This is a genomic window from Westiellopsis prolifica IICB1 (assembly GCF_004323185.1).
GTDB classification, from domain to species: Bacteria; Cyanobacteriota; Cyanobacteriia; order Cyanobacteriales; family Nostocaceae; genus Pelatocladus; species Pelatocladus prolificus_A.
Genome location: NZ_NAPS01000001.1, coordinates 3,042,628 through 3,065,253, shown reverse-complemented (window position 1 = coordinate 3,065,253; position 22,626 = coordinate 3,042,628). Strand labels below are relative to the sequence as shown.

The window sequence follows — 22,626 nt, the reverse complement described above, 5'->3', positions numbered from 1 at the left end:
AAGGACAAATGACAAAGGACGACTAATTTAACTATGTTACTGGAGGAGACTGATTTTCCTCGGAAGATGGCGTATCCTCTTTAGGGGCAGCCACCTTAACCATTGCATGGCGTAGCACGCGATCGCCCAAGTAATATCCGCGTACTAACTCTTCTAACACTGTTCCTTCAGGATATTCATCCGTAGGTTCGCGCATTACTGCTTCGTGTAGATTGGGATCAAATGGTTGTCCTTCGGGACGCATGGGTGATACACCTAAGCGCTTCAGGCTATCTACTAGTAATTTGTAAACTCCTTGATAACTTTTGTGAATTCCCATTTCCCCATCATTTTGGGGTTTAATTTGCGATCGCGCCCGCTCAAAATTATCGACTACTGGTAGCAATTCATTAATTGCATTCCGCTTTGCTTGCACTTCTAGATCCTCTTTTTCTTTGATTGTGCGTTTGCGGTAATTCTCAAAATCTGCCGCAATTCGCATATACTGGCTGCTACGTTCTTCTAACTGAGCTTTGAGAGATTCGATTTGTTGATTCATCTGTGCTGATGCAGGCGTATCAACTGTTGTTGTCTGATTACCAGTAACCCCATTTTCTTGGCTGGGTGTAACTGTGTTTTCAGGTACATTAGTTTCGGTTGTCACTTCGTCTGTCACCTCGGTGCCAGGTTCGTTGGTATTCATTGGAACTGAGGAGTCACTATTCATTGGTTGCTTGACCTCTGTTGGTTCACCCACTTGCTGATTTGTGTTGTTTGTCTGTTTATATTCGTCCATCATTATGTACTTATCCCAGATACTTGATACGACAATTTATCGCCATCTTTGCAGTCATGCATTAGACTTCTTGTAGAAATTGAGAAAAAATTAAGGGGTAAAGTAAAGGTTGAAGAATGAGAAAACCTCTGCCTTTGAGTCTTTACCGTTGCTCTACAAGAGTGCAAGAAGTAGTCTATTGCTACAGATGAAAATAGCAGGCGCATTTTTTGTCGATATCTCCTGGAATTGATATCACCGTCATCTATTTTGACAAATGCTGGACATATTAGTGCAGATACTGATAGTTAGTAGTCTGTCAATTTTCAATTTATGGGGGAAAGGGGATCGGGGATCGGGGATCGGGGATCGGGGATTGGGGATCGGGGATTGGGGATCGGGGATAGGGGAAAGGGGAAAGATGAAAGGTGAAAGGGGAAAGGGGAGACAATGGATTATTATTTAACATCTCTCTTCGCGATCCCCAATCCCCGTTACCCCTTATCCTCAGAGGGGACCCCACCTTCCCCGATCCCCGATCCCCAATCCCCAATCCCCAATATTTTTATTTAAGTGGGTATGTAAATTCTTGTTCACAGCTTGGGAATACTCTACTCAGAGATTCCCTCAATAGCTGATTTATGACTAACTCGTCACCACAACGGCGTAGTACAGCTCTGTCTACCAGAGTAGAATTTTCGCCCTTCGGCAACAAACTTGTGCAATCTGGCTTTGTCAATAGCGAACAGATGAGACAAGCGCTGATTGAAAGCCGCAAGTCTGGTATCCCTTTAACAGAAGTACTCGAATCAATATCGGGACGACAATTATCACCGGAGTTACTTAGGCAGTACAAAAAACAACAGCTATTTGAACTTAAAATACTTTATGGCGTAGAATCCCTCGATCCGGAAATTAGTTCAGTAGGTAACACAACAGTAGCCCATCTGATAGATAGTCTTATCCCAATTGATATTTGTCGTCGTCACTGCTTAGTACCACTGTCGAAAAACGAGGAGCAAAACCCACCCTCTGTTTTAGTGGCGATGGTCGATCCAGATAATTTAGAAGCTTCGGATGACTTAAATCGGGTTTTGCGACCCCAAGGTTTAGCCTTGCAGCGCATGGTAATTACTCAAGAAGACTATCAATTGTTAATCAATGTATACCTGAATGATTTAGCTGTTCGACAAAAACATTTAGAGCAACAAAAATATACAGACATTAACCAAGATTTAGAAAATTTAGACAACCTCAACCTAGACGACACTCCAGAAGAATCCGAGGCTGATTTGGGAGCAGCGATGAAAGGTGCTGAGGATGCTCCTGTAATCAATTTGGTTAACAGAATTTTGGCAAAAGCATTGCATGAGAAAGTATCTGATATTCACATAGAACCCCAAGAAGACAACTTACGTATTCGCTTTCGTAAAGATGGAGTGTTACGGGAAGCTTTCGACCCTTTGCCAAAAAAAATTATTCCTGCTGTGACTGCGCGGTTTAAAATTATCGCCAGCTTAGATATTGCAGAACGACGCTTACCTCAAGACGGACGGATTAGGCGATTGTTCGAGGGACGTAAAGTAGACTTCCGTGTTAATACCCTACCTAGTCGCTACGGAGAAAAAGTTGTACTGCGAATTTTGGATAACTCTGCAACTCAACTAGGTTTAGATAAATTAATTACCGACCCAGAGACATTACATATTGTCCAGGAAATGGTTAGTCGTCCTTTTGGGTTAATTTTAGTAACTGGACCAACAGGTTCTGGTAAAACAACTTCACTATATTCGGCACTAGCAGAAAGAAACGACCCAGGAATCAATATCAGTACTGTGGAAGATCCTATTGAGTATAGCTTACCGGGAATTACTCAAGTACAAGTGATTCGAGAAAAAGGATTAGATTTTGCCACTGCATTACGGGCATTTTTGCGGCAAGATCCAGATGTGCTGCTGGTGGGTGAAACAAGGGATAAGGAAACAGCAAAAACGGCGATTGAAGCAGCATTAACAGGTCACTTGGTATTGACTACTTTACATACTAATGACGCCCCTGGTGCGATCGCTCGTTTAGGGGAAATGGGTATTGAGCCTTTCATGATTTCCAGTTCGTTAATTGGTGTTTTAGCACAGCGTTTGGTACGGCGTGTTTGTTCTGATTGTCGCATTTCCTACACACCCACAGTAGAAGAACTTGCTCGCTATGGTTTGTCAGCTTCCCAGGAAGTAGGAATAACCTTTTATAAAGCCAATACTCTAACCCTAGACCAAATTCAAGAAGCCAAGATCCAAGGTCATTTATGTCCAACCTGTAATGGCGTAGGTTACAAAGGACGTTGTGGCGTCTATGAGGTCATGCGAATCAGTGAAAATTTGCAAACTCTGATTAACGAAGAAGCACCAACAGAACGCATCAAAGAAGTAGCAGTAGAAGAAGGTATGAAAACCCTACTTTCCTACAGCTTGGACTTAGTACGCCAAGGTTCAACCACCCTAGAAGAAGTAGAACGAGTCACCTTTACTGACACAGGGTTAGAAGCAGAATTAAAAGCTAAACGCAAAACTAGTCTTACCTGTCGAACTTGTCATGCTGGATTGCAACCTGAATGGTTGGATTGTCCATATTGTATGACACCTCGTTTTCAGGATTAGTCAATAGTAATTAGTCATTTGTCATTGGTCATTGGTAATTTGAAAATCACTAACTACTAATAACCAACTACCAATTAATAACAAATAACAAACAAAAAAGGGAAAAACTATGGAAATGATGATTGAAGATTTAATGGAGCAAATGATTGAAATGGGCGGTTCGGATATGCATTTATCTGCTGGATTGCCACCATATTTTCGCATCAGTGGTAAACTGACGCCTATTGGAGAAGAACCATTATCTGGAGATCAATGCCAAAGATTAATTTTTAGTATGCTCAATAACTCCCAACGAAAAACATTAGAACAAAACTGGGAGTTAGATTGTTCTTATGGTGTAAAAGGGCTAGCACGTTTCCGCGTCAATGTCTATAAAGAACGCGGTTCCTATGCAGCTTGTTTGCGAGCATTAAGTTCTAAAATACCTAACTTTGATAAATTAGGTTTGCCTGATGTAGTCAAAGAAATGTCGGAAAAACCCAGAGGATTAATACTAGTTACAGGACCTACTGGTTCTGGTAAAACAACTACTTTAGCGGCAATGATTGATTTAATCAACCGCACACGAGCAGAACATATTTTGACGGTTGAAGACCCGATAGAGTTTGTTTACGAACCAATCAAAAGTCTTGTTCACCAAAGACAATTGAGCGAGGATACAAAAAGTTTTGCAAATGCTTTAAAAGCTGCTTTGCGGGAAGATCCAGATATTATTCTAGTGGGAGAAATGAGAGACTTAGAAACAATTTCTTTAGCAATTTCTGCTGCTGAAACCGGGCATTTAGTATTTGGAACTTTACACACTAGTTCAGCAGCACAGACTGTTGACAGAATTATTGATGTTTTCCCCCACGAAAAACAAACCCAGGTCAGGGTACAGTTATCTAACTCGCTAGTAGCAGTATTTAGTCAAACTTTAGTCCCAAAAAAAAATCCCAAACCTGGTGAATTTGGTCGGGTGATGGCACAGGAAATAATGATAGTAACTCCGGCTATTTCTAACTTGATTCGTGAAGGTAAAACCGCTCAAGTTTATTCCGCTATTCAAACTGGTGGTAAATTAGGTATGCAAACTCTGGAAAAAGTTTTAGCTGATTTATACAAAGCTGGAACTATCTCTTTTGAAGCAGCAATGTCTAAAACTTCTAAGCCAGATGAAGTGCAACGTCTCATTGGTCCTACTGCACCATCTGCTGGAACTGTAAAAACACATTAATAAATCTTGTTATTGGCTAATAGTTTTTTATTGTCTGGATTTCTCCAGTATTTCTCAAACAATCAATAACCAACTATAGCAATCCAAAACAATTTGTAAAATTATTTATTCTCTCTTTCTTTGTGTACTTTGTGGTTCATTATTCCATATAGGACTGCCATAACAACTAAATTCTTAATTTTCATATAGATAAAGTAAATTCATGCCTACATTCGTTGCTCGTGTTCGGGATTCACAAGGGAAATCAAAAACAGAAAAATTTGTTGCAAAAAACTTAGCTGAAGCACGTACTAGACTAAGGCAGCAAGGATTTGTTGTTCAAGATTTAAAAAAATCTCAAGGTTTGGGAGACTTTAGTCTGAAAAATTTTAAGACTTCTTTAGTCAAAGTATCAGTTAAGGACAAAGCTGTTTTTTCTCGTCAATTTGCTGCTTTGGTAAATGCAGGAGTAGCCATAGTTAGAAGTTTGGGAGTATTGTCTGAGCAATGTAGTAATCCTAAACTTAAACAATCTCTTTTGGATATTAGTAGTGATGTTCAAAATGGAATAAATCTCTCGGATGCAATGCGTAAACATCCTGATTGTTTCGATGGTTTATATGTCAGTATGATTCAAGCTGGCGAAGTTGGTGGTGTTCTAGATGAAGTCTTAAATCGATTAGCCAAGTTATTAGAAGATGTGGCTCGTTTACAAAACCAAATTAAATCAGCGCTTGCTTATCCAGTCGTTGTAGGTGTGTTAGCAACTGGTATTTTTATTGGTATGACAGTTTTTTTGATCCCCATCTTTGCCAAAATTTTCCAAGAGTTAGGAACAGAATTACCTGCTTTAACTCAATTTATGCTGCTGTGTAGTGAAATCCTGCGAAGTTGGCGTGTTTTGGTTGTAATTGTCATTGTTGCAGGGGTAGCATTTGCTTATAAACAGTACTATAAAACTCGTGTTGGGAAAGAAACAATTGATCGTCTTTCCTTAAGAATGCCGTTGTTTGGTGACTTAATTCAAAAGTCATCTGTTGCTCGTTTTAGTCGCACTTTTGGTGCTTTGACTCGTTCAGGTGTACCAATTCTGACTTCTTTAGAAATTGTACGAGATACTTCTGGTAATCAAGTAGTTTCTAATGCTATTAATGCAGCACGTGCGGAAATTCAACAAGGAGGAATGATCAGCATTGCATTACAAAAAGAGAAAGTTTTTCCACCTATGGCGATTCAAATGATCAGTATTGGTGAAGAAACTGGTGAATTAGATGGAATGTTAATGAAAATAGCTGATTTCTACGAAGACGAAGTGGAACAAGCAGTGAAAGCTCTGACTAGTGTTTTGGAACCAATTATGATTTTGGTTTTAGGTGGGATGGTTGGTACTATTTTGCTATCGATGTATTTGCCTATGTTCAAAGTGTTTGACAAGCTCGGCTAAAAAAATTAAGTATTAAGGATGAAAGATTGACGAATATTTTTCATCCTTAATTTAAAACGCAAAATCATAATTAATGATTCATAATTTTAATCATGTTATTCAAAAAATCATATTATGAAACTAGTTTAGCTGAATATAGTAATCATATTGGTGCGATCGCTTTACTCAAACAACATCGTCCATACTTAGAAATGATTCCTAGTCTACGTCGTCCAGACAAAAGTATTATCACTATACCTTTGCCAATTGTGCGTTTGCGTGGGGAAGTAACAACTACAGGTAAAACTATTTCTCTACCCTGTGATGTCGCAGTTTTGATGTGTGATCCTGAATGGAAAATTAAAACAGGAAGCGAAATTCTTGTCTTTATTCATCGTCCCCATGAAGATTTTTCTGATTTTTTAGGACGTTGGCGACAAACACAAATTTGGCTGGATCAAGATTATGAATGGTTAATGTCCTCCCGCTACAAACATATTTTGAGCGAGGGGACAAATACTATATATCCTCTGTTTGTAGTTTTTCCAGAGACATTAGAACGGATCAAGCGGGGTATATTAGGCGCTGATTTACCATTTGTGGTGCAAACACCAGAATTAATTTTGGATGAGGAAAAAGAGGGATTGGGGATCGGGAATCGGGGATCAGGGATTGGGGATTAGGTTGTCTTTTGAAGTATCTGAGACTTTATATAAATCAAACAGTCTGCTTAAGCAGATTTTAGTTATGAGACTCCGATTCAAATCGCAGGCGGGATTTTTTAAATGTTTGGAATGCTTTCGGTAAACTAAGCTCATCTATGTGAATTAGATAAAAATATTATAATTTTTTATTTAAGTTTAAAGCTATATTCAAGACTTTTACGGGAACAATAAAACCATCGGCGATAAAACATTAACACTACATACCGATGGATAAAATTGAACATCTTTTACGAACATCTGTTGAACAATTGGTGAGAGAGATTGTTGCAGTTAATCATGCTTGGAAAGCTGCACGGGAATTATTTGGTGATGATTCTGCTCTCTCTACTTCAACACGAGATTTAAAAACTTGTTTGCAGGTGCGGTTACTAAGAGAACATGCTCCTGATCAAGTTTATCTAGTCAAGGATTCAGTTGAATCTAATCAAGTAGGTGAGGAAATTTACAGTTTGCAACTACGAGAGAAGATAGGCGATCGCTTATATGCAGAACATCTCCCTGCGAGAGTAGCGAAAGAATTTCTCACAGAGCAAGAATTACGTAAATTTACTAAATATCAATAAATATAAATTAAAAGAGGGGCTATATGGAGATGCTGAAAATTTGGGACATCATTTGGGATAATACTCTTTTTCACTACGCAACAGCCATAGTATTAATATTCGCAATTTGTGTTGAGTTATATAGCGTGTTTCGTTATTGTTTGAAGTTTCGCACAACTCAAACTGCGATTAAGATTTTAGAGCAATGGCGGCTAAAGGGTAAAAATTCAAACCCTAAAGAACATAACATCCGTGATTGGTTAAAAAAGCATTTAGGAACTAATGAACTGGATAAAATTCAATGCAGAAATAACAAATATTTCCTGATTACATATCCAGCCATTTTATCTACTCCTGTACCACGTAGTTCTCTTCGTTTTATCACTACTCTTTGTACCGCTATTGGTGTTTTAGGAACATTTTATGGTATTCAACAAGGGCTACAAGATGTAAATTTTGATACTAGAAATATTGAACAGTTAATGCCTGCTATTAAACAATTAATTGCAGGTATGAAAACAGCTTTTTCTACATCATTAATGGGACTTGGTTCTGGTAGTATTTTTACCCTAATTTTATTTGCCACCGATTCTATAAAACAAAATCAACGTGACGGTCTGCGTGAAAAGTTAGATAAGATAACTACTCAAGAAATAGCAGCAGATCAAGAAGCAAATAGTCTTCAACAGGTTGTTAATAATTTAAATCGTGTTGCTAGAAATTTATCTGGACTACAACCACCAAATACAGAATTAATTGGAGAAGCAGTTGGTCAGCAAATACGAACAATTCTTTTACCGGGACTGAAAGCCATACACCAAGAGCAGCGTCAAACAAGAGAATTACAGGAAAATCAAGGACAGAGAGTTTTAGAGAATCTAATTCAAGATTTACGAATTCAGGTATTAGAACCGATAGCAGATAGATTAGATAGAAGTGCTGAATTAACAAATCAAGCATCTGAAGCAGTTCTAACTCTTCATCGAGATTTAGGAACATCTATCACTACAATTCAGGATTTTCAGCAACAAACATTGACGCAACTCCAAGGATTTACTAGCGATTTAAGACAAACTCTCAGCCAATTTCAAACAGATACAAAAGGTGTTTTAGAAAAAACAGCAGTAGAAATAAATCGTGCGGTTAATCACAGTATAGAAGGAATGACAGTACAAAGAACTGCATTTCAAGAAAGTGCTGAAAATGCAGCCGCAACATTTAAAGGAATTAGAGAAGAGTTAGAAGAAGCTTTACGACAACGAGCAGAAGTTGAACAAGAAATGCTACAAGCTACCCGTACTGGAATGATTAATATTCTTTCTCAAGCTCATACTGCTTTTCGTGAGCAAAATAGTGTTTTAGAAACTACTGGAAATGAAGCATCTGCTTTGATGAATAGTGCTAGAGATAACTTGCTAGAAACTTTAGGAAATATTGATCACACACTTACTGTTTGTAATCAGACAGTTCAGCAAGATTTAACATCATTCCGCGAAGAATATCAAGCACATCTACACAACTTTTTTGAACATACAGCAGTAGAAATAAATCGTGCGGTTAATCACAGTATAGAAGGAATGACAGCGCAAAGAACTGCATTTCAAGAAAGTGCTGAAAATGCAGCCGCAACATTTAAAGGAATTAGAGAAGAGTTAGAAGAAGCTTTGCGACAACGAGCAGAAGTTGAACGACAGATGCTACAAGCTACCCGTACTGGAATGATTAATATTCTTTCTCAAGCCCATACGTCTTTTAAAGAGGAATTACAAACTACTGGAAATCAAGCATCTTCTCTGATGAATAGAGCCAAAGATAACTTAATTGATACTTTAGGAAATATTAACCATACCCTCACTGCTTGTCGTCACACAATTGAGGAAGATTTAAGAGCGTTTCGAGACGAATATCAAGCAAATTTGCATAAATTTTTTGAAGAGCAAAATAATCTTCTAGAGAAAACACTAGGAGAACAGAGAAATGGTTTATCAGGAGTGGTAAATCATCTCAATAATGTTTTTAAAGAAGAATATCAGCGTAGAAGAGAATTATCTGACCAAGTTCAAAAAGATATGAATTTAGTCAGTGATACTACTAGAGATGTGAGCAAACTTGCAAATACTGTAGGAATGAATTCAAATCAACGACTACTGCAATTACAAGAAATTGCTCGTGAAATTGGAACTCAGGTTAAAGATATACAAAGTCAGTATCGAGAATTATCTGACAGTTTTGAAAGTTCATTAAATTCTTGGAAAAATCATTTTGAACAAACACAAAATCATTTTTTCAAGGAAGCAGATACTGCAATAACTCAAGTTTGTCAAAACTTATATCATTCTGCTGATGTTCTAGTCAAAGCTACTGATAACCGTAACCAATTCAACGGGAATCATTGAAATGCAAAACTTTACATGGAATTCTGAAGCGGACAATACCGAAGATGATGATGCAAGTACATATCTTTCTATCGGTGATTTAATGTCTGGATTGCTAATGTTCTTTGTGCTTCTCTTTATTACTGCTCTTGCTCAAATTGACGAACCAAAACGGGTAGTAATCGGTAATGTGATTGGAGAAATGAAAAGCAATAATATTAATGTCAAAGTTAACCCAGAAACTGGAGATATTAGCATCCAAGAATCAATTCTCTTTACTCAAGGTAGTACAGAGCTTAAACCCCAAGGAAAAGATTTTCTGCGTAGATTTATTCCTGTATATAGTCGAGTTATTTTCTCTAATCAAGAAATAGAAAGTGAAGTTTCTCGTGTTGTAATCGAAGGTCACACCAGTTCTGAAGGAGATAATAAAACGAATATGGAATTGAGTGTTCTTAGAGCTTCATCAGTATATAAATTCATATTTTATGATATGAAATTTTCCACGAAAGCATCTTTGAGTCAGAAAATTTTAGCCGCAGGAAGGGGAGAAATTGAAGCTGATAAAACTCGCGATAATCCTGCTGACCGTAAAGTACTATTCCGCTTACAATTTCGTAGTGATGAGTTAGCAAAAAAGCATTAATTAACCAATCTGAGAATAAAAATAAATGAATAATAATTTTCCTTTACCTCCTACTGATTCTCTATCTGTCTATCCCCAACCAAAAAAATTAATGGAATTTACCAATCAATTACCCAAGGTAGAGATTTCTGTAAAGACTGTTGATGAAATATTGAAAAAAGTTCAACAACGAAAAGAAGAAAACATTAGTCAACTAGAATGGATTAATTGCATTTATGGCAAATCAGAATGGGATATTAAAAATCCTTTAAACAGTACAGAAACTTCAGTATTCATCTGGAAATACGCTGCTCATAATTCATGGTTACAACGTCAATTATTGTGGCGTTTAGCTCTTTATTACAATAACCAAAATCAAAATCATCTAGCATCTTCTTTTGTAGAGTATTTTCATGTATTTTTGAGTATTGAAGATGTCAAAAGTTTACTAAATGTAAAAATAGTTCGATCACTGAGTACTACTAATGCAAGAATAGAACTCAGCAGAATAGCTTGTGAACTGAATTTCACTCCCGGTGAATTAATTACAGAAATTAATCATGATTTACCCGTTTGGATTGCAGCGTTTCAAAACTTTGTTGAGGATATAGTTCCCTATTTTTGTTCTCTCACTAATCCAAATCAGCAACAGTTAAACTGGCTACTAAGATGCTTTAATGAAATGTCATCTGAGCATAAAATAAATGCTGTGAACTATTTATTAATTCATGTATCGAAGGAAGTAGTGAGCAAGTATCCACAGTTAGTTACATGGGTTAAAGAAAATTATAATAACGCTGAAAAAATCCATAGACTCTCAGAACCAGCAAGACAAAAACTTAGAGAGTGGATAGGAGCAATTAATTATGATGATTTTAAAAGTTTAGTAAATTTGATTTTGCAAAGACTTCAACTAGAGGACTTTGAGGTAAATCAATTACGACGTCGTAGTGAGTTTTGGAGATTTTACAGCGATCGCTTTGAGAGTATCCGCATTTTACTTCCCCAAAGAACATTCAATACCATAGGAAGTCAAGTCAAAGGAGATGTTGACATCTTGAAAGATGACGGTAGCAACCCGACAGAAATTTGTATCTTCGATTTTGGTGAGTGGTTTGTGGTAGAGTTCTTTCGTGGAATAGGTAGTGAAACTCGTTTATTGCCCAAGACCTTAAAAAATCAACAGATACTTTTCGGTCAAAATCAACTATCTGTTAAGCAAATTCGTTGTCTTGGTGGTGATACACATGATCATGCTTATCTTTGGCAATACTATTGTTGTCAATGGTTAGAAAAGAAGAGAATTTATCCTAACCCAGGTACACAACCTTCCCAAACCCCTACAGAATATCAATTAACAGAGCGATGGAGCAAACTTCAGCGTTGGGAAAGCGAAATTCAAAGGTTAGAGCAAGAAGCAAGGCGCTACTGTAATAAATTAAATAAATGTGAAAGTTTGTAGTGAGGGCTAAAGCCCTCTAAATTTAAGCACTGAAGTGCTTACTACAAACTTATTTTACGAATTGGGGCATAATTTCGGCGGCGGTGAATATTCCGTGGATACCGCGTCGATGTAGGTTGATACCTGCTTTGAGATAGCCGAAAGCTGGCCCACACACGTTTGCAGCCATACTGGTTTCATCTCCTAGTGTGAAGGTGTGGGTGGAAATTTTACCTTCAAAAGTGCGACCTGTGATTTTGACGTTGGTGCTGAGGGGCTTTTTGGGATTTCTGGTATCGACAACACCGCCAACAGTAACGCGATCGCGCCCACAAATTCCTGCTAACTCTAACATCACATCGTCGGCGTGTTCCATATTTTCTAGTGTCAACACACCATTAGTTTTATCCAAAAGTGCTTCTACTTCTGCATCTGTCATTGCCCTAGCTGTTTCTACATTGTAACCAGGCATATGGGCAATATCTTCGCGGATAGTGGCGCGGTAAGCTTCCCAATTTGCAATCCCCACCCCAAAAGTAATTTCTACGCGATGAATTTCAGTATAACTTTGGGCTGCGATCGCTGCTGCTGCTGTTAATAGTCCCGGTGTTGCGCCGCATCCTGTCATGTAGGTAATACCTGCGGTTTGTAGTTCTGCTTTCAAGGTTAATAACTGTTCTACTGCACTGGTGCGTTTGATTGCATCTACTAATACTCCACGCCAACCAGAATCAATAAATTGCTTGGCGACAGTGGCGATAAAGTCATTAGGTAGGTTTGGTAAAGCTAAGAAATAACCATCTACAGGCTGATTGCTTTCGATTAAATCCTGAATACTGTGATTGGTTAATGTACCAAATGGTTCTAAATAACCAAGGGAACCTTGAGATTGATATGTAGTGATGCACTTTTCGGCATTTAAACCCTCGGTAGCGTAAGCATAACCTTTGTTATCTGCTGCTGCTACTAATATCATTTCTTGTTTCGGGGCTAGGACTTTCGCCGCAGCTTGTCCCAATCCGCCAAAACCCAGTACTCCGATACGTATCGCTTGAGCAAAATTGGTAGAATCTATTATCTGTTCTGTATGCATGGTTAATTAGCTCAGTTAAAAATTAGCTTTCGCATTCAGCCTTAGTTCTGAGTCTTGTGACTGTGGCTTTTGGCTAATGGCGATAAATTTTATCTTGATTTATTATGCTGGGTTGTTGGCTTACCAGATCGATTTTTTATTTTTTAGATACAGATTTTCCCTACAAAGAAGCTCAAAGCATAGCTCGCGTGGAATCAGTGGTTTTAGGCGCAGGAGTTTTTTTAGCACAAATGAAGTGCGATCGCCGTAAGGCGGGTGCTTTGCACCATCGCGTAGTGTCTCCTTTGGAGAATCGCTTCTCATCTTGCAAAAGTAATCATAATGATAGATTTTTTCAATAAAAATCATTGTTTTTTGACCAATATTACCGCCTAAGCTAACCATAGTTATGGTTTCGCTGTCTTTTACAAATTTGTTGAGAGTTAAGTTTTGAGCTTGACTTCTCGATCAGGTTAAGAGAAACTTACATGTAATAGATGTGTTAACTAATAAGATTAATAACTTTTGTAAATTTTCTGAGATATATATTTTGAGAGATGGAACATTAGTTAACAAATAGCTAATTTTGTGGCTAAGGAAAAATGCTGTTCCCCAAAGCTACATTTTTAGCCACTTGCTAGAGCAGTACAATCCGAGCGTACTATTTGTGGTTGACCAAAAGCATGGAGACATTAGAATTCATCATTTATCCAGATGGTCGGGTACAGGAGAAAGTCACGGGTATTGTAGGTAATTCCTGCGCCGAAGTGACAGCGGCTATAGAAGCACAGCTGGGACAAGTGCTTAGTTACGAGCCAACCTCAGAATTCTTTGCCGCCAAGGTGCAGCAATCTGGAGTGGTGAACACACAAGCCACTCATAGCGGTTGGTAAATTTGCAAACAAAAACATTTAGTTTAGTCGAATCATAATCACCATGTCACACTTTAGCCAAATTAAAACCCAAATCCGTAACCTTGAGTCTTTGCAAGATGCTCTCTCTGACTTGGGTATAGATTGGAAGCAAGGGCCGCGTCAAGTGCGTGGCTATCGTGGTCAAACTCATAGTGCTGAGATTACTATTGAGCAAGAAAATGGCTACGATGTTGGTTTCAAATGGAATGGCAAAGAATACGAATTGGTAGCTGATTTGCAATATTGGCAACAAAACTTGTCTGTGGAAGGATTCTTGCGCCAGGTAACACAGCGCTATGCTTATCAAACAGTCATGAAAGAGACAGTAAAAGCAGGCTTTCAAGTTGCTGAACAACAAAAAAATGAAGATGGTTCAATTCGTCTGGTAGTACAACGCTGGAGTGCGTAATGTCTGATTTTTTGCCGTCGCTGGAAGAACAGGAAGATAACCGAACTGGACTAGAACCAGAATTAGGCGGCTTTTTGCGGAACGCCCCAGAACGCTCTGGTTTAGAGCCGGAGTTAGGAGGTATCCTACGCCAAAAAGGTGTATATGTTGATGAAATCACTTGTATTGGCTGTAAGCACTGCGCCTTTGTTGCTCGTAATACTTTTTATATAGAACCTGATTATGGGCGATCGCGTGTCATGCGTCAAGATGGTGATTCCGAGGAAATAATTCAAGAAGCAATAGATACTTGTCCAGTTGATTGTATCCATTGGGTTGATTACACCGAAATCAAACGTTTGGAAGAAGAACGTAAGTATCAAGTCATACCTGTAGTAGGTTACCCTGTAGAAGGTGCAGTTGCAACTTCTGAGCGACGACGCAAAAAGCAAAAATCCAAACTAAAGAAATCCCGTTATTAAATACAACTGGTTCTGACATAATTATAAAGGAAAAGGCTGGAAATCCAGCCTTTTATTTTTTAAATAAAACTACTCACATTTTTAGTTTTTTGATTTTATGGTTCGTGATTTTTTGATAAAGATTTTCTGTAAAAACGTGAACTATTTGTGAATTTGCTTGATTTATAGTGCTGCTTTAGATTTTATTGCTTTAAAATTTCTAATTAATGCCTCACTAAAGAATATCAGTTGTGAAACATTGGGTATGTGCAGATGCTAGCACTACTCTGAAATGAAAACTTAGAAGACACTCTTATGTTTAAGCTAGGTTCAACAAATTCAATCTTCCTGGCTCACATCCAGCAAGTATTGCTAGGAGGTAGTCTTTTCATCGAATATGAGCTGGTGCTTCAGAGTGTCCATGCTGTGAGAATTCCTGGTGGTTTGACTCCACCCTGAGTAGATTAATCTCAACACTTCTATCTGTAGTTGTAAAAAGTGATAAGAATTCTATTGTCTTTAATCTTGCTGGAGAGAGATTCTACACAGCTACATAGAAATTTATTCTATATCTACCTTCCAGTACAGCAAATGTACTAGATTGACCATTAGTTTCTTGCCAATAGTTTAGTTAATCTGGATGAATGAGTGTATCAACACTTTCTCCATAAATTACTGAATAGTAAAATCAACAGTTTGCCAAAAAGTTAGGGTAAGCTCTTGGCTTGTATAATTTTTTAAAATATTTATTCAGTAAAAGTGACTTGAGTAAAATTGAAAGTCGCTTTGGGTAAGTGTCACTTATTTACTTGCAAGAACGAAGGTTTAGACTACAGTTCAATTCTTGTCACCTGGGTAAAGTAGTAAAACTTTGCACCCAGAAAATTGCCGTGACACAACAGATTTTATCTCTGCAATTAGGATATCAAACGTAGTTGGCAATTACTTCATTCTGTTACAGATCCTCAGAGTAACACAACACAAAAACCATTTTCAGTTGTTATGACTAGACTTGATATGACTTCAATGCTAAATATTCCCTCGGTAGCCATATGTATTCCCACTTACAATCAAGCCCAATACTTGATTGAATCTGTAACTAGTGCTTGTCGCCAAACTTATCCAAATGTAGAAGTATGGGTTTCAGATGATCATAGTACTGACGAAACACCCCAAGTAATGGAACAGTTGTGTCAGCAGTTTCCGCAAGTGCATTACTATCAGCAACCTCAAAACATGGGTATTGCTGGTAATAATTCTTGGTTAATGAGCCAGCCAAAAACTGATTTTATCGTACGTCTAGACTCAGATGATGCTTTGATGTCAAATTATGTGGAGAAATTAGTTTCGCTGCTACAAAAATATCCAGAAGCTGGTTATGCTCATACTGCTATTCAAGAAATGGATGAGTATGGAAAAAATCATTCCATAGGACGAGTTGCCAGAAAAAAAGAGTTTCAAAGTTCCGATGACGCTTTAATGGCAGCAGTTACTGGCTATAGAGTAGCAGCAAACATCATCATGTTTAGAACCAAGGTACTGCAAGAATTAAGATATTACGAAAATGGGCCTGAATATGTTGAAGATTATGATTTATCTGTCAGAATTGCCGATGCTGGCTATGGAAATGTTTATGCGGATGAAATATTAGCAAAATATCGAGTTTGGACTGATGTGAAGAAAACACGTTCCAAGCGTAAACATTTGCAGTTAAAAGGATATATTCGGATTTTTGAAGAGAGTTTTTTACCTGCTTTTCAACGCCGAGGCTGGGATACGGAAGTATTAGATAAGCAGAGACGCAAAATGGCAATCATACACTCAGCCTATTGTTTTCTTCCTATTTTTAATCAACAGGAAAGAGCAGAGCTTGTTACTTTGTTAAAACAGTTGGGTGATTCGCCTGTGTTGCAACTACGAATTTTTGCATTGTCTTTAGGTTTCGCTCCTTTCTTTGAGTGGCAACTTCACACGGAACAGAAATTAAAAGGTTTTGTGAAAGACTGGTTAAGCAAACTGAAAAGTATGACAGTCGTCAAAGTCGCAGGATAGGTTTTTTAGGTGTAATGGCTTTAGTCCTGATTTTGAGGACTAAAGTCCTCACTACAAACTATATTCCACCTAAATTAATATCAAGCTGAGATATTTATAGAGCGATCGCTCACTTCATTAAATTATCATGTTGAGAAAGTAATCTTTCTACCTTCGCTTCATCTATTCTCGCTGTCAACTTTTTAGATTCATGTAAATCCCTCATAGTTTTTGCTAAAGAGAAAGTAGAACCTATTGAAAAAGCCATACCCATACCCATAAAACCTTTCACCCAGTTATCCACGGGTAAATTGACAATACCGACAGTAGTCATAGAAAGAGAAAGTAAAAAAGCAGCCCATGTTTGAAAAATCCAAGCTGCACTTTCTTTTTGTTGTGGTGCTTGTGTTTGCATATTCCCAATCTCAGACAATAAGAATTGATCGTTATTGTATTGATAGATATTGTGATGGGAATATATTCAAAAGACAGTTTAATAACTGGACTCAAATGGTGTTAATCGTAAAATGAAAGGGCAAAGAGAAAGGACGTTATCTTAATCCTTTGATGTTTACTCTTTACCCTTTTACCTTCATTTTCTTTGTCGCACTTGGGCAACTGGCACAAAAGGAATTATGAGCGATTAATCTCTCTCAGCAAAAGTTTGTACCTTGCCATCAGGACTGTAAACGGCTCTAATGGTCACAGATTGTCCATTGCGATTGGGAGAAATAAAACGCTCACCAATTAAAGGCATACCTGTGCGATCTATATATATTCTTGAAGCTTTGCCCAAAGGAAAGATACGTTCAATAGTGCCATCAACACCCACCATCAAACTATACTCTAGTGTTTGGTTCAAGCCAGAAGGTGGCTGCCAGCGCTTTGTTAAAAATTGTTTAGCTTCTGACAATTGAGTAGTTGCGTCCAATACAGTGTTGCTGTTTCTTGTAGCAACTTTGTTGGAATTACTATTTTCGCGCAATCTCTCGATTAATTTGGAAGTATCTTCTGCATCAACCGAGGAAGTTGTTGTTGATTGATTTTGTTGGTTAAGAGTACTACTACGGCTATTGGGTGCGTTAGTAATAAGTGGCGGAACAGTAGGAAGAGTCGAAGGTAAATTTGTTGGTGTAGTGGGTGAATTTAGTGAAATATCCCCATTTTGGGCAATAACTCCATTTTTCTGATTAAAGGCGGTGCTATTAGCTTGTGAGGAATTGGGTTTGGGTTGAATATTTATTTGCTGCGGTTGTGTTAATGTCAGTGGTGCCGGAAGTTTCCCTGTTGGGGGTGCGGTGAATACGCTGTTTCCTGGAGAAGGCGAGGAGAAGGTAGCTGTTGGAGATTTTGTAGAAGGTGAAGGGGAAAGACCTTGAGAAGGCGCATTGGCTATTAGAGGCACATTGGGAAATGCTTGGTTTTGAGCAGAAGTTTGGTTAGGTGGTAGCGTTCCTGAACCAGGTACAGACAAATTATTAGAACCAAAAGGTAGGGCTGGTAGTGGGTCGCTTGGAGTGAGTGCAGGTGCAGGTGTGGCTAGATTTGGTAGAGGTGATGGTTCTAAGGCAAGTTTATCTTTGGTGGTACTAGGTTTTTGCTTAGTCTGAATTGCATATTGGTAGGTAAAGGGTACTAAACCAATTGCTACAACCAGGACTGCTACCGCAGGAACCCAACCAGGAATTGCAAAACGCGACGATCTGTTTTGATAGAGATTGGGTAGGGCAAGCAAATCATCAGAGTATTGATCTAAGGCTGTTGCCAAATCAAACAACTGTAGTAAATTTAGTTGTACAACAGGCTGAGATGCTTGGTGTCCTAAAGAACCGAGAAATAAATTATGAGTTAAACGGCTGTTTGGTTTGATGTGTATTTCGGTTTCTGGTAGCTGATTATTAAAAGAATTTAATGTTTGAGTAGAAACGGGAGGTTGTAATTGTTCTTGTGATTCTAATTGATCTGATTGATCTTGATCTAATGCTCCGGTTGAGTCCTCTAAGTCTGAAAAGTTTGCCCAAAAACTTTCAGGGGACATTTGCAGGAATTCCTGCACGTAATTTGTTACTGCTGTACACAAAGCTTCTAGTTGGTCGCGATCGCCCCGAATAACGATCTTCTGTTCTTCGCTTAGTCGTGGATCATCAAAGCTTAACTCAAAGCGTAGATCCTTCAGAACAGATTTTCCCACCCAACGAGATAGAGATGAGCTTTGTGCCAACACTTCTAGCGTGCAAGTGGGTGGTGTGTACCGACGGATGACAGAATTTGTTAGAGGCATGGCAAGAACTGCAAGCAGGATATTTTCAAAATTTAGTTGAACGGTCGATAAGTGCTAGCCAGAGGCGGCGATGTCCACCGGGTCCGCTATAAAAAAGTAAATCTATCAGCAGTTTTAAAGCCAAGTGGGTAAGTTCATCCGTGGAGATTGTCGAGTCTTCCTCCATCCGTTCTTGGTAAGTATTGCAGAAAGCATCTATATAATCTCCTAACAAAGCAGCTTGATGAGGTTCGCGGTTGTTTTCCGCCATCTGTTCTAACAAGCCAACAGCACGCCGAATTAATTCTTGATGCTGCTTGGCAAGATAACAAATAATGAGAACAAGCGCTCGCGCTTCTTCAACATCGAGCTTTTTTCGCCCTCCTTGACCTTTGCGTAGCGGGTTAGACTGGCGTAGTCGCCATAGCGCTACACGGTCTGGCACTCTTGACTCTAAATTCAGATTAATAGCCGCTGAAAGCATGGCCTCGGAGCCAATGCCAGTCAATGTTTCTAATGCCAACAGCACCAAATCTAATTGGGTTTTAATATTTTCCCATTGAGTTGTATTCGGGGCTGGAAGCTTAATTAAATCCTCCCACTGGGGAGTAGGAGTGGGTAAATTGGCGGCAGAGTGCATAACTTTTAGCATAGATGATCGGGCTGGTAGGGGCTGTTGCTGTTACCCATTTTGAAACCAGACTTTTACGAAAGAAGATTAGTTTCCTAAAGCTATGAACAGAAATCAGCCTACAGCAAGCTGCTGGGCATTTTCCATAACTGAAATGGTTGGGTAAACAGCTGCGGTCTTTGTCTTACTCTATGACGAAAACCGATTTTAGAAAAAGTAAGTCAGTCGGCACAAATTAAAGATAACTAGTTGGAGTGGTTATTTGTCATTTGTCATTGGTCATTGGTAAGGGTTTTAGATATGTTTAATTTTCGTAACTTAATTATGTTTATTCTCGCCGACTTATTTACAAGCACTGTTTATTACATCTTGTTTGCTAGTTGCACCAACCTTGAATTTAACTATAATTTTTGCTTAAAATGATGCTTTATACGAAATAATTAAATCTTCCTTTAGATAGATATTTTCTCCTGTTAATGGTTAGTTGTTTATCTAGGGGTATTTCATTCTCATCCAGCCCGCCTCAGAATCAATTCTGAGGCTAATAACAAAACTCGGTTAAAACCGACTGTTGAGTGGTAAATTAGTCCGTTTTAATATTGTCTGAAGTATATTAGTCTACGTACGCAACAGTTACACCAGTTCCACCATCAGATTGTTCTGCTGCTTCATAACGACTAACTCTACGGTGTTGTTGCAAAAAGGCGTGAACACCTTGCCGCAATTTACCAGTACCGTGTCCATGAATAATCCAGATTGGCCCTGTTGCTTCCGAAATTGCTCTGTCTAAAATAAGTTCCGCATCTGCAACCCTACGTCCGCGTATATCTACTGTATTTTTAGATGTGCGAATTGCTGGGGCTGCTTGGGTTGGAGTCACTGGTGTTGCTGCTGGGACTGGTTTTGTTTTCACTGCTGGTTCAGCTTTTTTACCATCCAGAGATTCCACATCTTCGAGCTTGACTGTCATTTTCATAATCCCAAACCGGACGGTTAACTCACCATCGTCATCGGGTGCAGTCAAGACTTCTGCTGTTTGTCCTAATTTGGGAATACGGATGCGATCGCCTTCTTTGGGAATATATCCTTGTTTTGGTTTTGGTGGTGGTTGGGGTATAAATTTTTCGGTGATTTGATTTAAAGCCTTTGTGGCTTGCTGGGCATCTTGAGCAGTGGGTGTACCTTGCTGCAAGCGGCGAATTACTTGAGCAATTTCGCTTTTCGCTTGAGCGATCGCCTGCTGGACTGCGACTTCTTGAGAAGCACGCAAAGCTTGCTCCCTTTCCTGTAAATTTACTGCTTTTATTGAAACTTCTTTGTATAAAATTTCGGCTTTTTGCAACAAATCTTGTGCTTCTGCGGCTTTGGTTTCTTGGCGGCGACGTTGCGCTTCTAATCCAGCAATTACTTGGTTAACTTCGTCTGTTGAGCCTCCCAAATTTGTTTTCGCCTGTTCCACAACTTCTGCTTTTAAGCCCAAGCGGCGAGCAATTGCCAAAGCATTAGAACGTCCAGGAATTCCCCACAATAGACGATAAGTAGGCGAAAGGGTAGCTTCATCAAACTCTACTGAGGCATTTTCAAACCGTTCATCTTGGTATTTTAAAGCTTTGAGTTCGCCAAAGTGAGTAGTTGCCATAGTCAATTGTGCATGATCTGCCAGATAACGTAACAAGGCGATCGCTAAGGCACTACCTTCAGCAGGATCTGTACCTGCACCAACTTCATCGAGGAGGATCAGGGACTGGGGAGACAAGGGAGAGGGGGAAGACAAGGGAGAGGGGGGAGACAATTCTTCCTTGTCCCCCGTGTCCCCCTTGTCCTCATTCACTGCTTCCAAAATCCTACTAATACGGCGAATATGTCCAGAAAAGGTAGACAAATTTTGCTGTAGTGATTGTTCGTCGCCAATATCTGCTAGCACCTGGTCAAACCAAGGTAATTCTACTGGTTCACGGGCAGGAACAAATAAACCGACTTTTGCCATTAAGGCTGCTAAACCCAAAGTTTTTAAAGTGACTGTTTTACCACCTGTGTTTGGCCCAGTAATTGTTACTACTTTTATTTCTGGCTGAATCCGTAAATCTACAGGAATTACTAGTGATCCTTGTTCGTGTTGTTGTTGCCAAACTAACAACGGATGACGTAATTGCCGTAGGGTGATGTACTCATTTTCTTGTCGATTGATAAAACGGGGTGGGTTGGCTTGTAGCCAGAAACTATAGCGCGCTTTGGCAGTTGCTAAATCTAAAGTTGTGGCGATCGCGAGTAATTCTTCTAAATCAGGTTTTACTTCTGCCACTTGTTTAGTTAAAGCAAGACGAATAGCTTCTTCTTCGGCTTGTTCTCTTCTAACTAACTGCCGCAGTTGATTACCCAAGGGAACAATAGAATTTGGCTCTACATATAGCGTTGCCCCGCTAGCGGAGGTATCGTGAACTATGCCAGGAATTGCATCTTTTTGGGGCGCCTTTACAGGAATTACATAGCGATCGCTTCGCTGGGTAATGATCTGTTCCTGAACTGCATTTGACTTTACTTGGATAATATTTTGTAACTTTTGTGTAATTTGGTTACGTAATTTTCGCAGATCTGTACGGATGTCAGCAAGTTTTTGGCTAGCGCGATCGCTAACTTGTCCTCGTTCGTCAATACAACGATGAATTTCCTGTTCTAGTTCTGGATAAGTTCTTAAATCAGCAACTAATTCACTGAGAATGGGCAAATCTGGTTGATTATCGATGAGACGACGTAGATTTCTACTTCCTGCAAGGGTGGTAGCAATAGCTAGCAGTTCATCACCTGCTAGAACTCCTTGTAGTTCTGCTCTTTCTAACGAATCACCAATGTCTTGAATTCCTTCAAACGAAAGTCCTGTAGAGAGGCGACTTTCGAGTTCATAGACTTCTTTGGTTTGCGTCAACAAATACTCACTCCCAGCTTGAGAGTCAGGTAGTGTCAAATCACGCGCTGCGATCGCCCCAAGTTTAGTAGCCGCAAAGGTAGATAAATGCTGGCAGAGGCGATACCATTCGAGTAGTTCTAGAGTTTCAGATTGAATCAAGGCTTTATATAGCTACTAGCTTGAAAATGGGGATTGGGGATTGGGGATCGGGGATCGGGGATCGGGGATCG

Annotated in this window: 20 protein-coding genes; 13 read left to right on the top strand and 7 right to left on the bottom strand. The window is 39.1% G+C overall.

Translation table 11 applies throughout. The features are described from left to right. Nucleotides 1-31: 31 nt before the first annotated feature. Nucleotides 32-775 (bottom strand): nucleotide exchange factor GrpE, encoded by a 744-nt coding sequence (grpE, locus tag B4U84_RS12635; RefSeq protein ID WP_017312974.1) that lies wholly within the window; start codon nucleotides 773-775, stop codon nucleotides 32-34. Nucleotides 776-1,395: 620 nt separating this feature from the next. On the opposite strand from grpE, the gene B4U84_RS12630 reads away from it, so the two are divergent. The 8 genes from B4U84_RS12630 to B4U84_RS12595 all read left to right on the top strand — a co-directional run bounded on the left by B4U84_RS12630 (nucleotide 1,396) and on the right by B4U84_RS12595 (nucleotide 11,755). Next, the gene (locus B4U84_RS12630) at nucleotides 1,396-3,408 is read left to right on the top strand and encodes a GspE/PulE family protein (RefSeq protein WP_131118269.1); all 2,013 of its coding nucleotides are present in this window, start codon (nucleotides 1,396-1,398) and stop codon (nucleotides 3,406-3,408) included. Nucleotides 3,409-3,517: 109 nt separating this feature from the next. Continuing rightward, nucleotides 3,518-4,624 (top strand): type IV pilus twitching motility protein PilT, encoded by a 1,107-nt coding sequence (locus tag B4U84_RS12625; protein WP_017312977.1) that lies wholly within the window; start codon nucleotides 3,518-3,520, stop codon nucleotides 4,622-4,624. A 202-nt stretch (nucleotides 4,625-4,826) separates the two neighbouring features. Beyond that, nucleotides 4,827-6,047 carry a type II secretion system F family protein gene (locus B4U84_RS12620; RefSeq protein WP_131118267.1) on the top strand — a complete coding sequence of 407 codons (1,221 nt, stop codon included), beginning with the start codon at nucleotides 4,827-4,829 and terminating at the stop codon, nucleotides 6,045-6,047. 92 nt (nucleotides 6,048-6,139) lie between these two features. Next, complete coding sequence (locus B4U84_RS12615) at nucleotides 6,140-6,709, top strand: hypothetical protein (RefSeq protein WP_131118264.1); 570 nt, start codon at nucleotides 6,140-6,142, stop codon at nucleotides 6,707-6,709. 248 nt (nucleotides 6,710-6,957) lie between these two features. Further along, nucleotides 6,958-7,314: a hypothetical protein gene (locus tag B4U84_RS12610; RefSeq protein WP_131118261.1), complete on the top strand. Its 357-nt coding sequence runs from the start codon at nucleotides 6,958-6,960 to the stop codon at nucleotides 7,312-7,314. Nucleotides 7,315-7,337: 23 nt separating this feature from the next. Beyond that, complete coding sequence (locus tag B4U84_RS12605; protein WP_131118258.1) at nucleotides 7,338-9,689, top strand: hypothetical protein; 2,352 nt, start codon at nucleotides 7,338-7,340, stop codon at nucleotides 9,687-9,689. A 1-nt stretch (nucleotide 9,690) separates the two neighbouring features. Then, on the top strand, nucleotides 9,691-10,314 hold the full coding sequence (locus tag B4U84_RS12600; RefSeq protein ID WP_131118255.1) for an OmpA/MotB family protein: 624 nt from the start codon (nucleotides 9,691-9,693) through the stop codon (nucleotides 10,312-10,314). Between the two features lie 25 nt (nucleotides 10,315-10,339). After that, on the top strand, nucleotides 10,340-11,755 hold the full coding sequence (locus B4U84_RS12595) for an EH signature domain-containing protein (RefSeq protein WP_131118252.1): 1,416 nt from the start codon (nucleotides 10,340-10,342) through the stop codon (nucleotides 11,753-11,755). Between the two features lie 49 nt (nucleotides 11,756-11,804). Here the strand turns inward: B4U84_RS12595 and bioU are convergent, their stop codons facing one another. Both bioU and B4U84_RS31175 read right to left on the bottom strand, forming a co-directional pair. Further along, nucleotides 11,805-12,827 carry a (S)-8-amino-7-oxononanoate synthase BioU gene (gene bioU / locus B4U84_RS12590; protein ID WP_017312984.1) on the bottom strand — a complete coding sequence of 341 codons (1,023 nt, stop codon included), beginning with the start codon at nucleotides 12,825-12,827 and terminating at the stop codon, nucleotides 11,805-11,807. Nucleotides 12,828-12,947: 120 nt separating this feature from the next. Continuing rightward, nucleotides 12,948-13,211 (bottom strand): hypothetical protein, encoded by a 264-nt coding sequence (locus B4U84_RS31175; RefSeq protein ID WP_207390933.1) that lies wholly within the window; start codon nucleotides 13,209-13,211, stop codon nucleotides 12,948-12,950. A gap of 278 nt (nucleotides 13,212-13,489) precedes the next feature. Here B4U84_RS31175 and B4U84_RS12580 point away from each other — a divergent pair, with 278 nt between their 5' ends. From B4U84_RS12580 to B4U84_RS12565, 5 genes are all read left to right on the top strand, one after another. Further along, nucleotides 13,490-13,699, top strand: coding sequence for a DUF2997 domain-containing protein (locus tag B4U84_RS12580; protein ID WP_017312986.1), 210 nt, complete (start codon nucleotides 13,490-13,492; stop codon nucleotides 13,697-13,699). Between the two features lie 43 nt (nucleotides 13,700-13,742). Then, nucleotides 13,743-14,129: a DUF1257 domain-containing protein gene (locus B4U84_RS12575; RefSeq protein ID WP_017312987.1), complete on the top strand. Its 387-nt coding sequence runs from the start codon at nucleotides 13,743-13,745 to the stop codon at nucleotides 14,127-14,129. Continuing rightward, nucleotides 14,129-14,590 carry a ferredoxin gene (locus B4U84_RS12570; RefSeq protein ID WP_131118246.1) on the top strand — a complete coding sequence of 154 codons (462 nt, stop codon included), beginning with the start codon at nucleotides 14,129-14,131 and terminating at the stop codon, nucleotides 14,588-14,590. The genes B4U84_RS12575 and B4U84_RS12570 overlap by 1 nt, the downstream gene beginning before the upstream one ends. 294 nt (nucleotides 14,591-14,884) lie before the next feature. Further along, nucleotides 14,885-15,028 (top strand): hypothetical protein, encoded by a 144-nt coding sequence (locus tag B4U84_RS30565; protein WP_165490274.1) that lies wholly within the window; start codon nucleotides 14,885-14,887, stop codon nucleotides 15,026-15,028. Between the two features lie 558 nt (nucleotides 15,029-15,586). Continuing rightward, nucleotides 15,587-16,621 (top strand): glycosyltransferase family 2 protein, encoded by a 1,035-nt coding sequence (locus tag B4U84_RS12565; RefSeq protein WP_081594487.1) that lies wholly within the window; start codon nucleotides 15,587-15,589, stop codon nucleotides 16,619-16,621. 109 nt (nucleotides 16,622-16,730) lie between these two features. Here B4U84_RS12565 and B4U84_RS12560 read toward each other — a convergent pair whose 3' ends face one another. The 4 genes from B4U84_RS12560 to B4U84_RS12545 all read right to left on the bottom strand — a co-directional run bounded on the left by B4U84_RS12560 (nucleotide 16,731) and on the right by B4U84_RS12545 (nucleotide 22,555). Then, the gene (locus B4U84_RS12560) at nucleotides 16,731-17,015 is read right to left on the bottom strand and encodes a YiaA/YiaB family inner membrane protein (RefSeq protein ID WP_017312990.1); all 285 of its coding nucleotides are present in this window, start codon (nucleotides 17,013-17,015) and stop codon (nucleotides 16,731-16,733) included. A 228-nt stretch (nucleotides 17,016-17,243) separates the two neighbouring features. Further along, nucleotides 17,244-18,881, bottom strand: coding sequence for a DUF4335 domain-containing protein (locus B4U84_RS12555; protein ID WP_131118243.1), 1,638 nt, complete (start codon nucleotides 18,879-18,881; stop codon nucleotides 17,244-17,246). Between the two features lie 25 nt (nucleotides 18,882-18,906). Next, nucleotides 18,907-19,512: a DUF3038 domain-containing protein gene (locus B4U84_RS12550; protein ID WP_016859562.1), complete on the bottom strand. Its 606-nt coding sequence runs from the start codon at nucleotides 19,510-19,512 to the stop codon at nucleotides 18,907-18,909. Nucleotides 19,513-20,104: 592 nt separating this feature from the next. After that, on the bottom strand, nucleotides 20,105-22,555 hold the full coding sequence (locus tag B4U84_RS12545) for an endonuclease MutS2 (protein ID WP_131118240.1): 2,451 nt from the start codon (nucleotides 22,553-22,555) through the stop codon (nucleotides 20,105-20,107). Between the last annotated feature and the right edge of the window lie 71 nt (nucleotides 22,556-22,626).

Excerpts from the sequence above, each read along its gene's own strand:
- grpE (WP_017312974.1), bottom strand. The coding sequence starts at position 775 with ATGGACGAATATAAACAGACAAACAACACAAATCAGCAAGTGGGTGAA.
- B4U84_RS12630 (WP_131118269.1), top strand. The coding sequence starts at position 1,396 with ATGACTAACTCGTCACCACAACGGCGTAGTACAGCTCTGTCTACCAGA.
- B4U84_RS12625 (WP_017312977.1), top strand. The coding sequence starts at position 3,518 with ATGGAAATGATGATTGAAGATTTAATGGAGCAAATGATTGAAATGGGC.
- B4U84_RS12620 (WP_131118267.1), top strand. The coding sequence starts at position 4,827 with ATGCCTACATTCGTTGCTCGTGTTCGGGATTCACAAGGGAAATCAAAA.
- B4U84_RS12615 (WP_131118264.1), top strand. The coding sequence starts at position 6,140 with ATGTTATTCAAAAAATCATATTATGAAACTAGTTTAGCTGAATATAGT.
- B4U84_RS12610 (WP_131118261.1), top strand. The coding sequence starts at position 6,958 with ATGGATAAAATTGAACATCTTTTACGAACATCTGTTGAACAATTGGTG.
- B4U84_RS12605 (WP_131118258.1), top strand. The coding sequence starts at position 7,338 with ATGGAGATGCTGAAAATTTGGGACATCATTTGGGATAATACTCTTTTT.
- B4U84_RS12600 (WP_131118255.1), top strand. The coding sequence starts at position 9,691 with ATGCAAAACTTTACATGGAATTCTGAAGCGGACAATACCGAAGATGAT.
- B4U84_RS12595 (WP_131118252.1), top strand. The coding sequence starts at position 10,340 with ATGAATAATAATTTTCCTTTACCTCCTACTGATTCTCTATCTGTCTAT.
- bioU (WP_017312984.1), bottom strand. The coding sequence starts at position 12,827 with ATGCATACAGAACAGATAATAGATTCTACCAATTTTGCTCAAGCGATA.
- B4U84_RS31175 (WP_207390933.1), bottom strand. The coding sequence starts at position 13,211 with ATGGTTAGCTTAGGCGGTAATATTGGTCAAAAAACAATGATTTTTATT.
- B4U84_RS12580 (WP_017312986.1), top strand. The coding sequence starts at position 13,490 with ATGGAGACATTAGAATTCATCATTTATCCAGATGGTCGGGTACAGGAG.
- B4U84_RS12575 (WP_017312987.1), top strand. The coding sequence starts at position 13,743 with ATGTCACACTTTAGCCAAATTAAAACCCAAATCCGTAACCTTGAGTCT.
- B4U84_RS12570 (WP_131118246.1), top strand. The coding sequence starts at position 14,129 with ATGTCTGATTTTTTGCCGTCGCTGGAAGAACAGGAAGATAACCGAACT.
- B4U84_RS30565 (WP_165490274.1), top strand. The coding sequence starts at position 14,885 with ATGTTTAAGCTAGGTTCAACAAATTCAATCTTCCTGGCTCACATCCAG.
- B4U84_RS12565 (WP_081594487.1), top strand. The coding sequence starts at position 15,587 with ATGACTTCAATGCTAAATATTCCCTCGGTAGCCATATGTATTCCCACT.
- B4U84_RS12560 (WP_017312990.1), bottom strand. The coding sequence starts at position 17,015 with ATGCAAACACAAGCACCACAACAAAAAGAAAGTGCAGCTTGGATTTTT.
- B4U84_RS12555 (WP_131118243.1), bottom strand. The coding sequence starts at position 18,881 with ATGCCTCTAACAAATTCTGTCATCCGTCGGTACACACCACCCACTTGC.
- B4U84_RS12550 (WP_016859562.1), bottom strand. The coding sequence starts at position 19,512 with ATGCTAAAAGTTATGCACTCTGCCGCCAATTTACCCACTCCTACTCCC.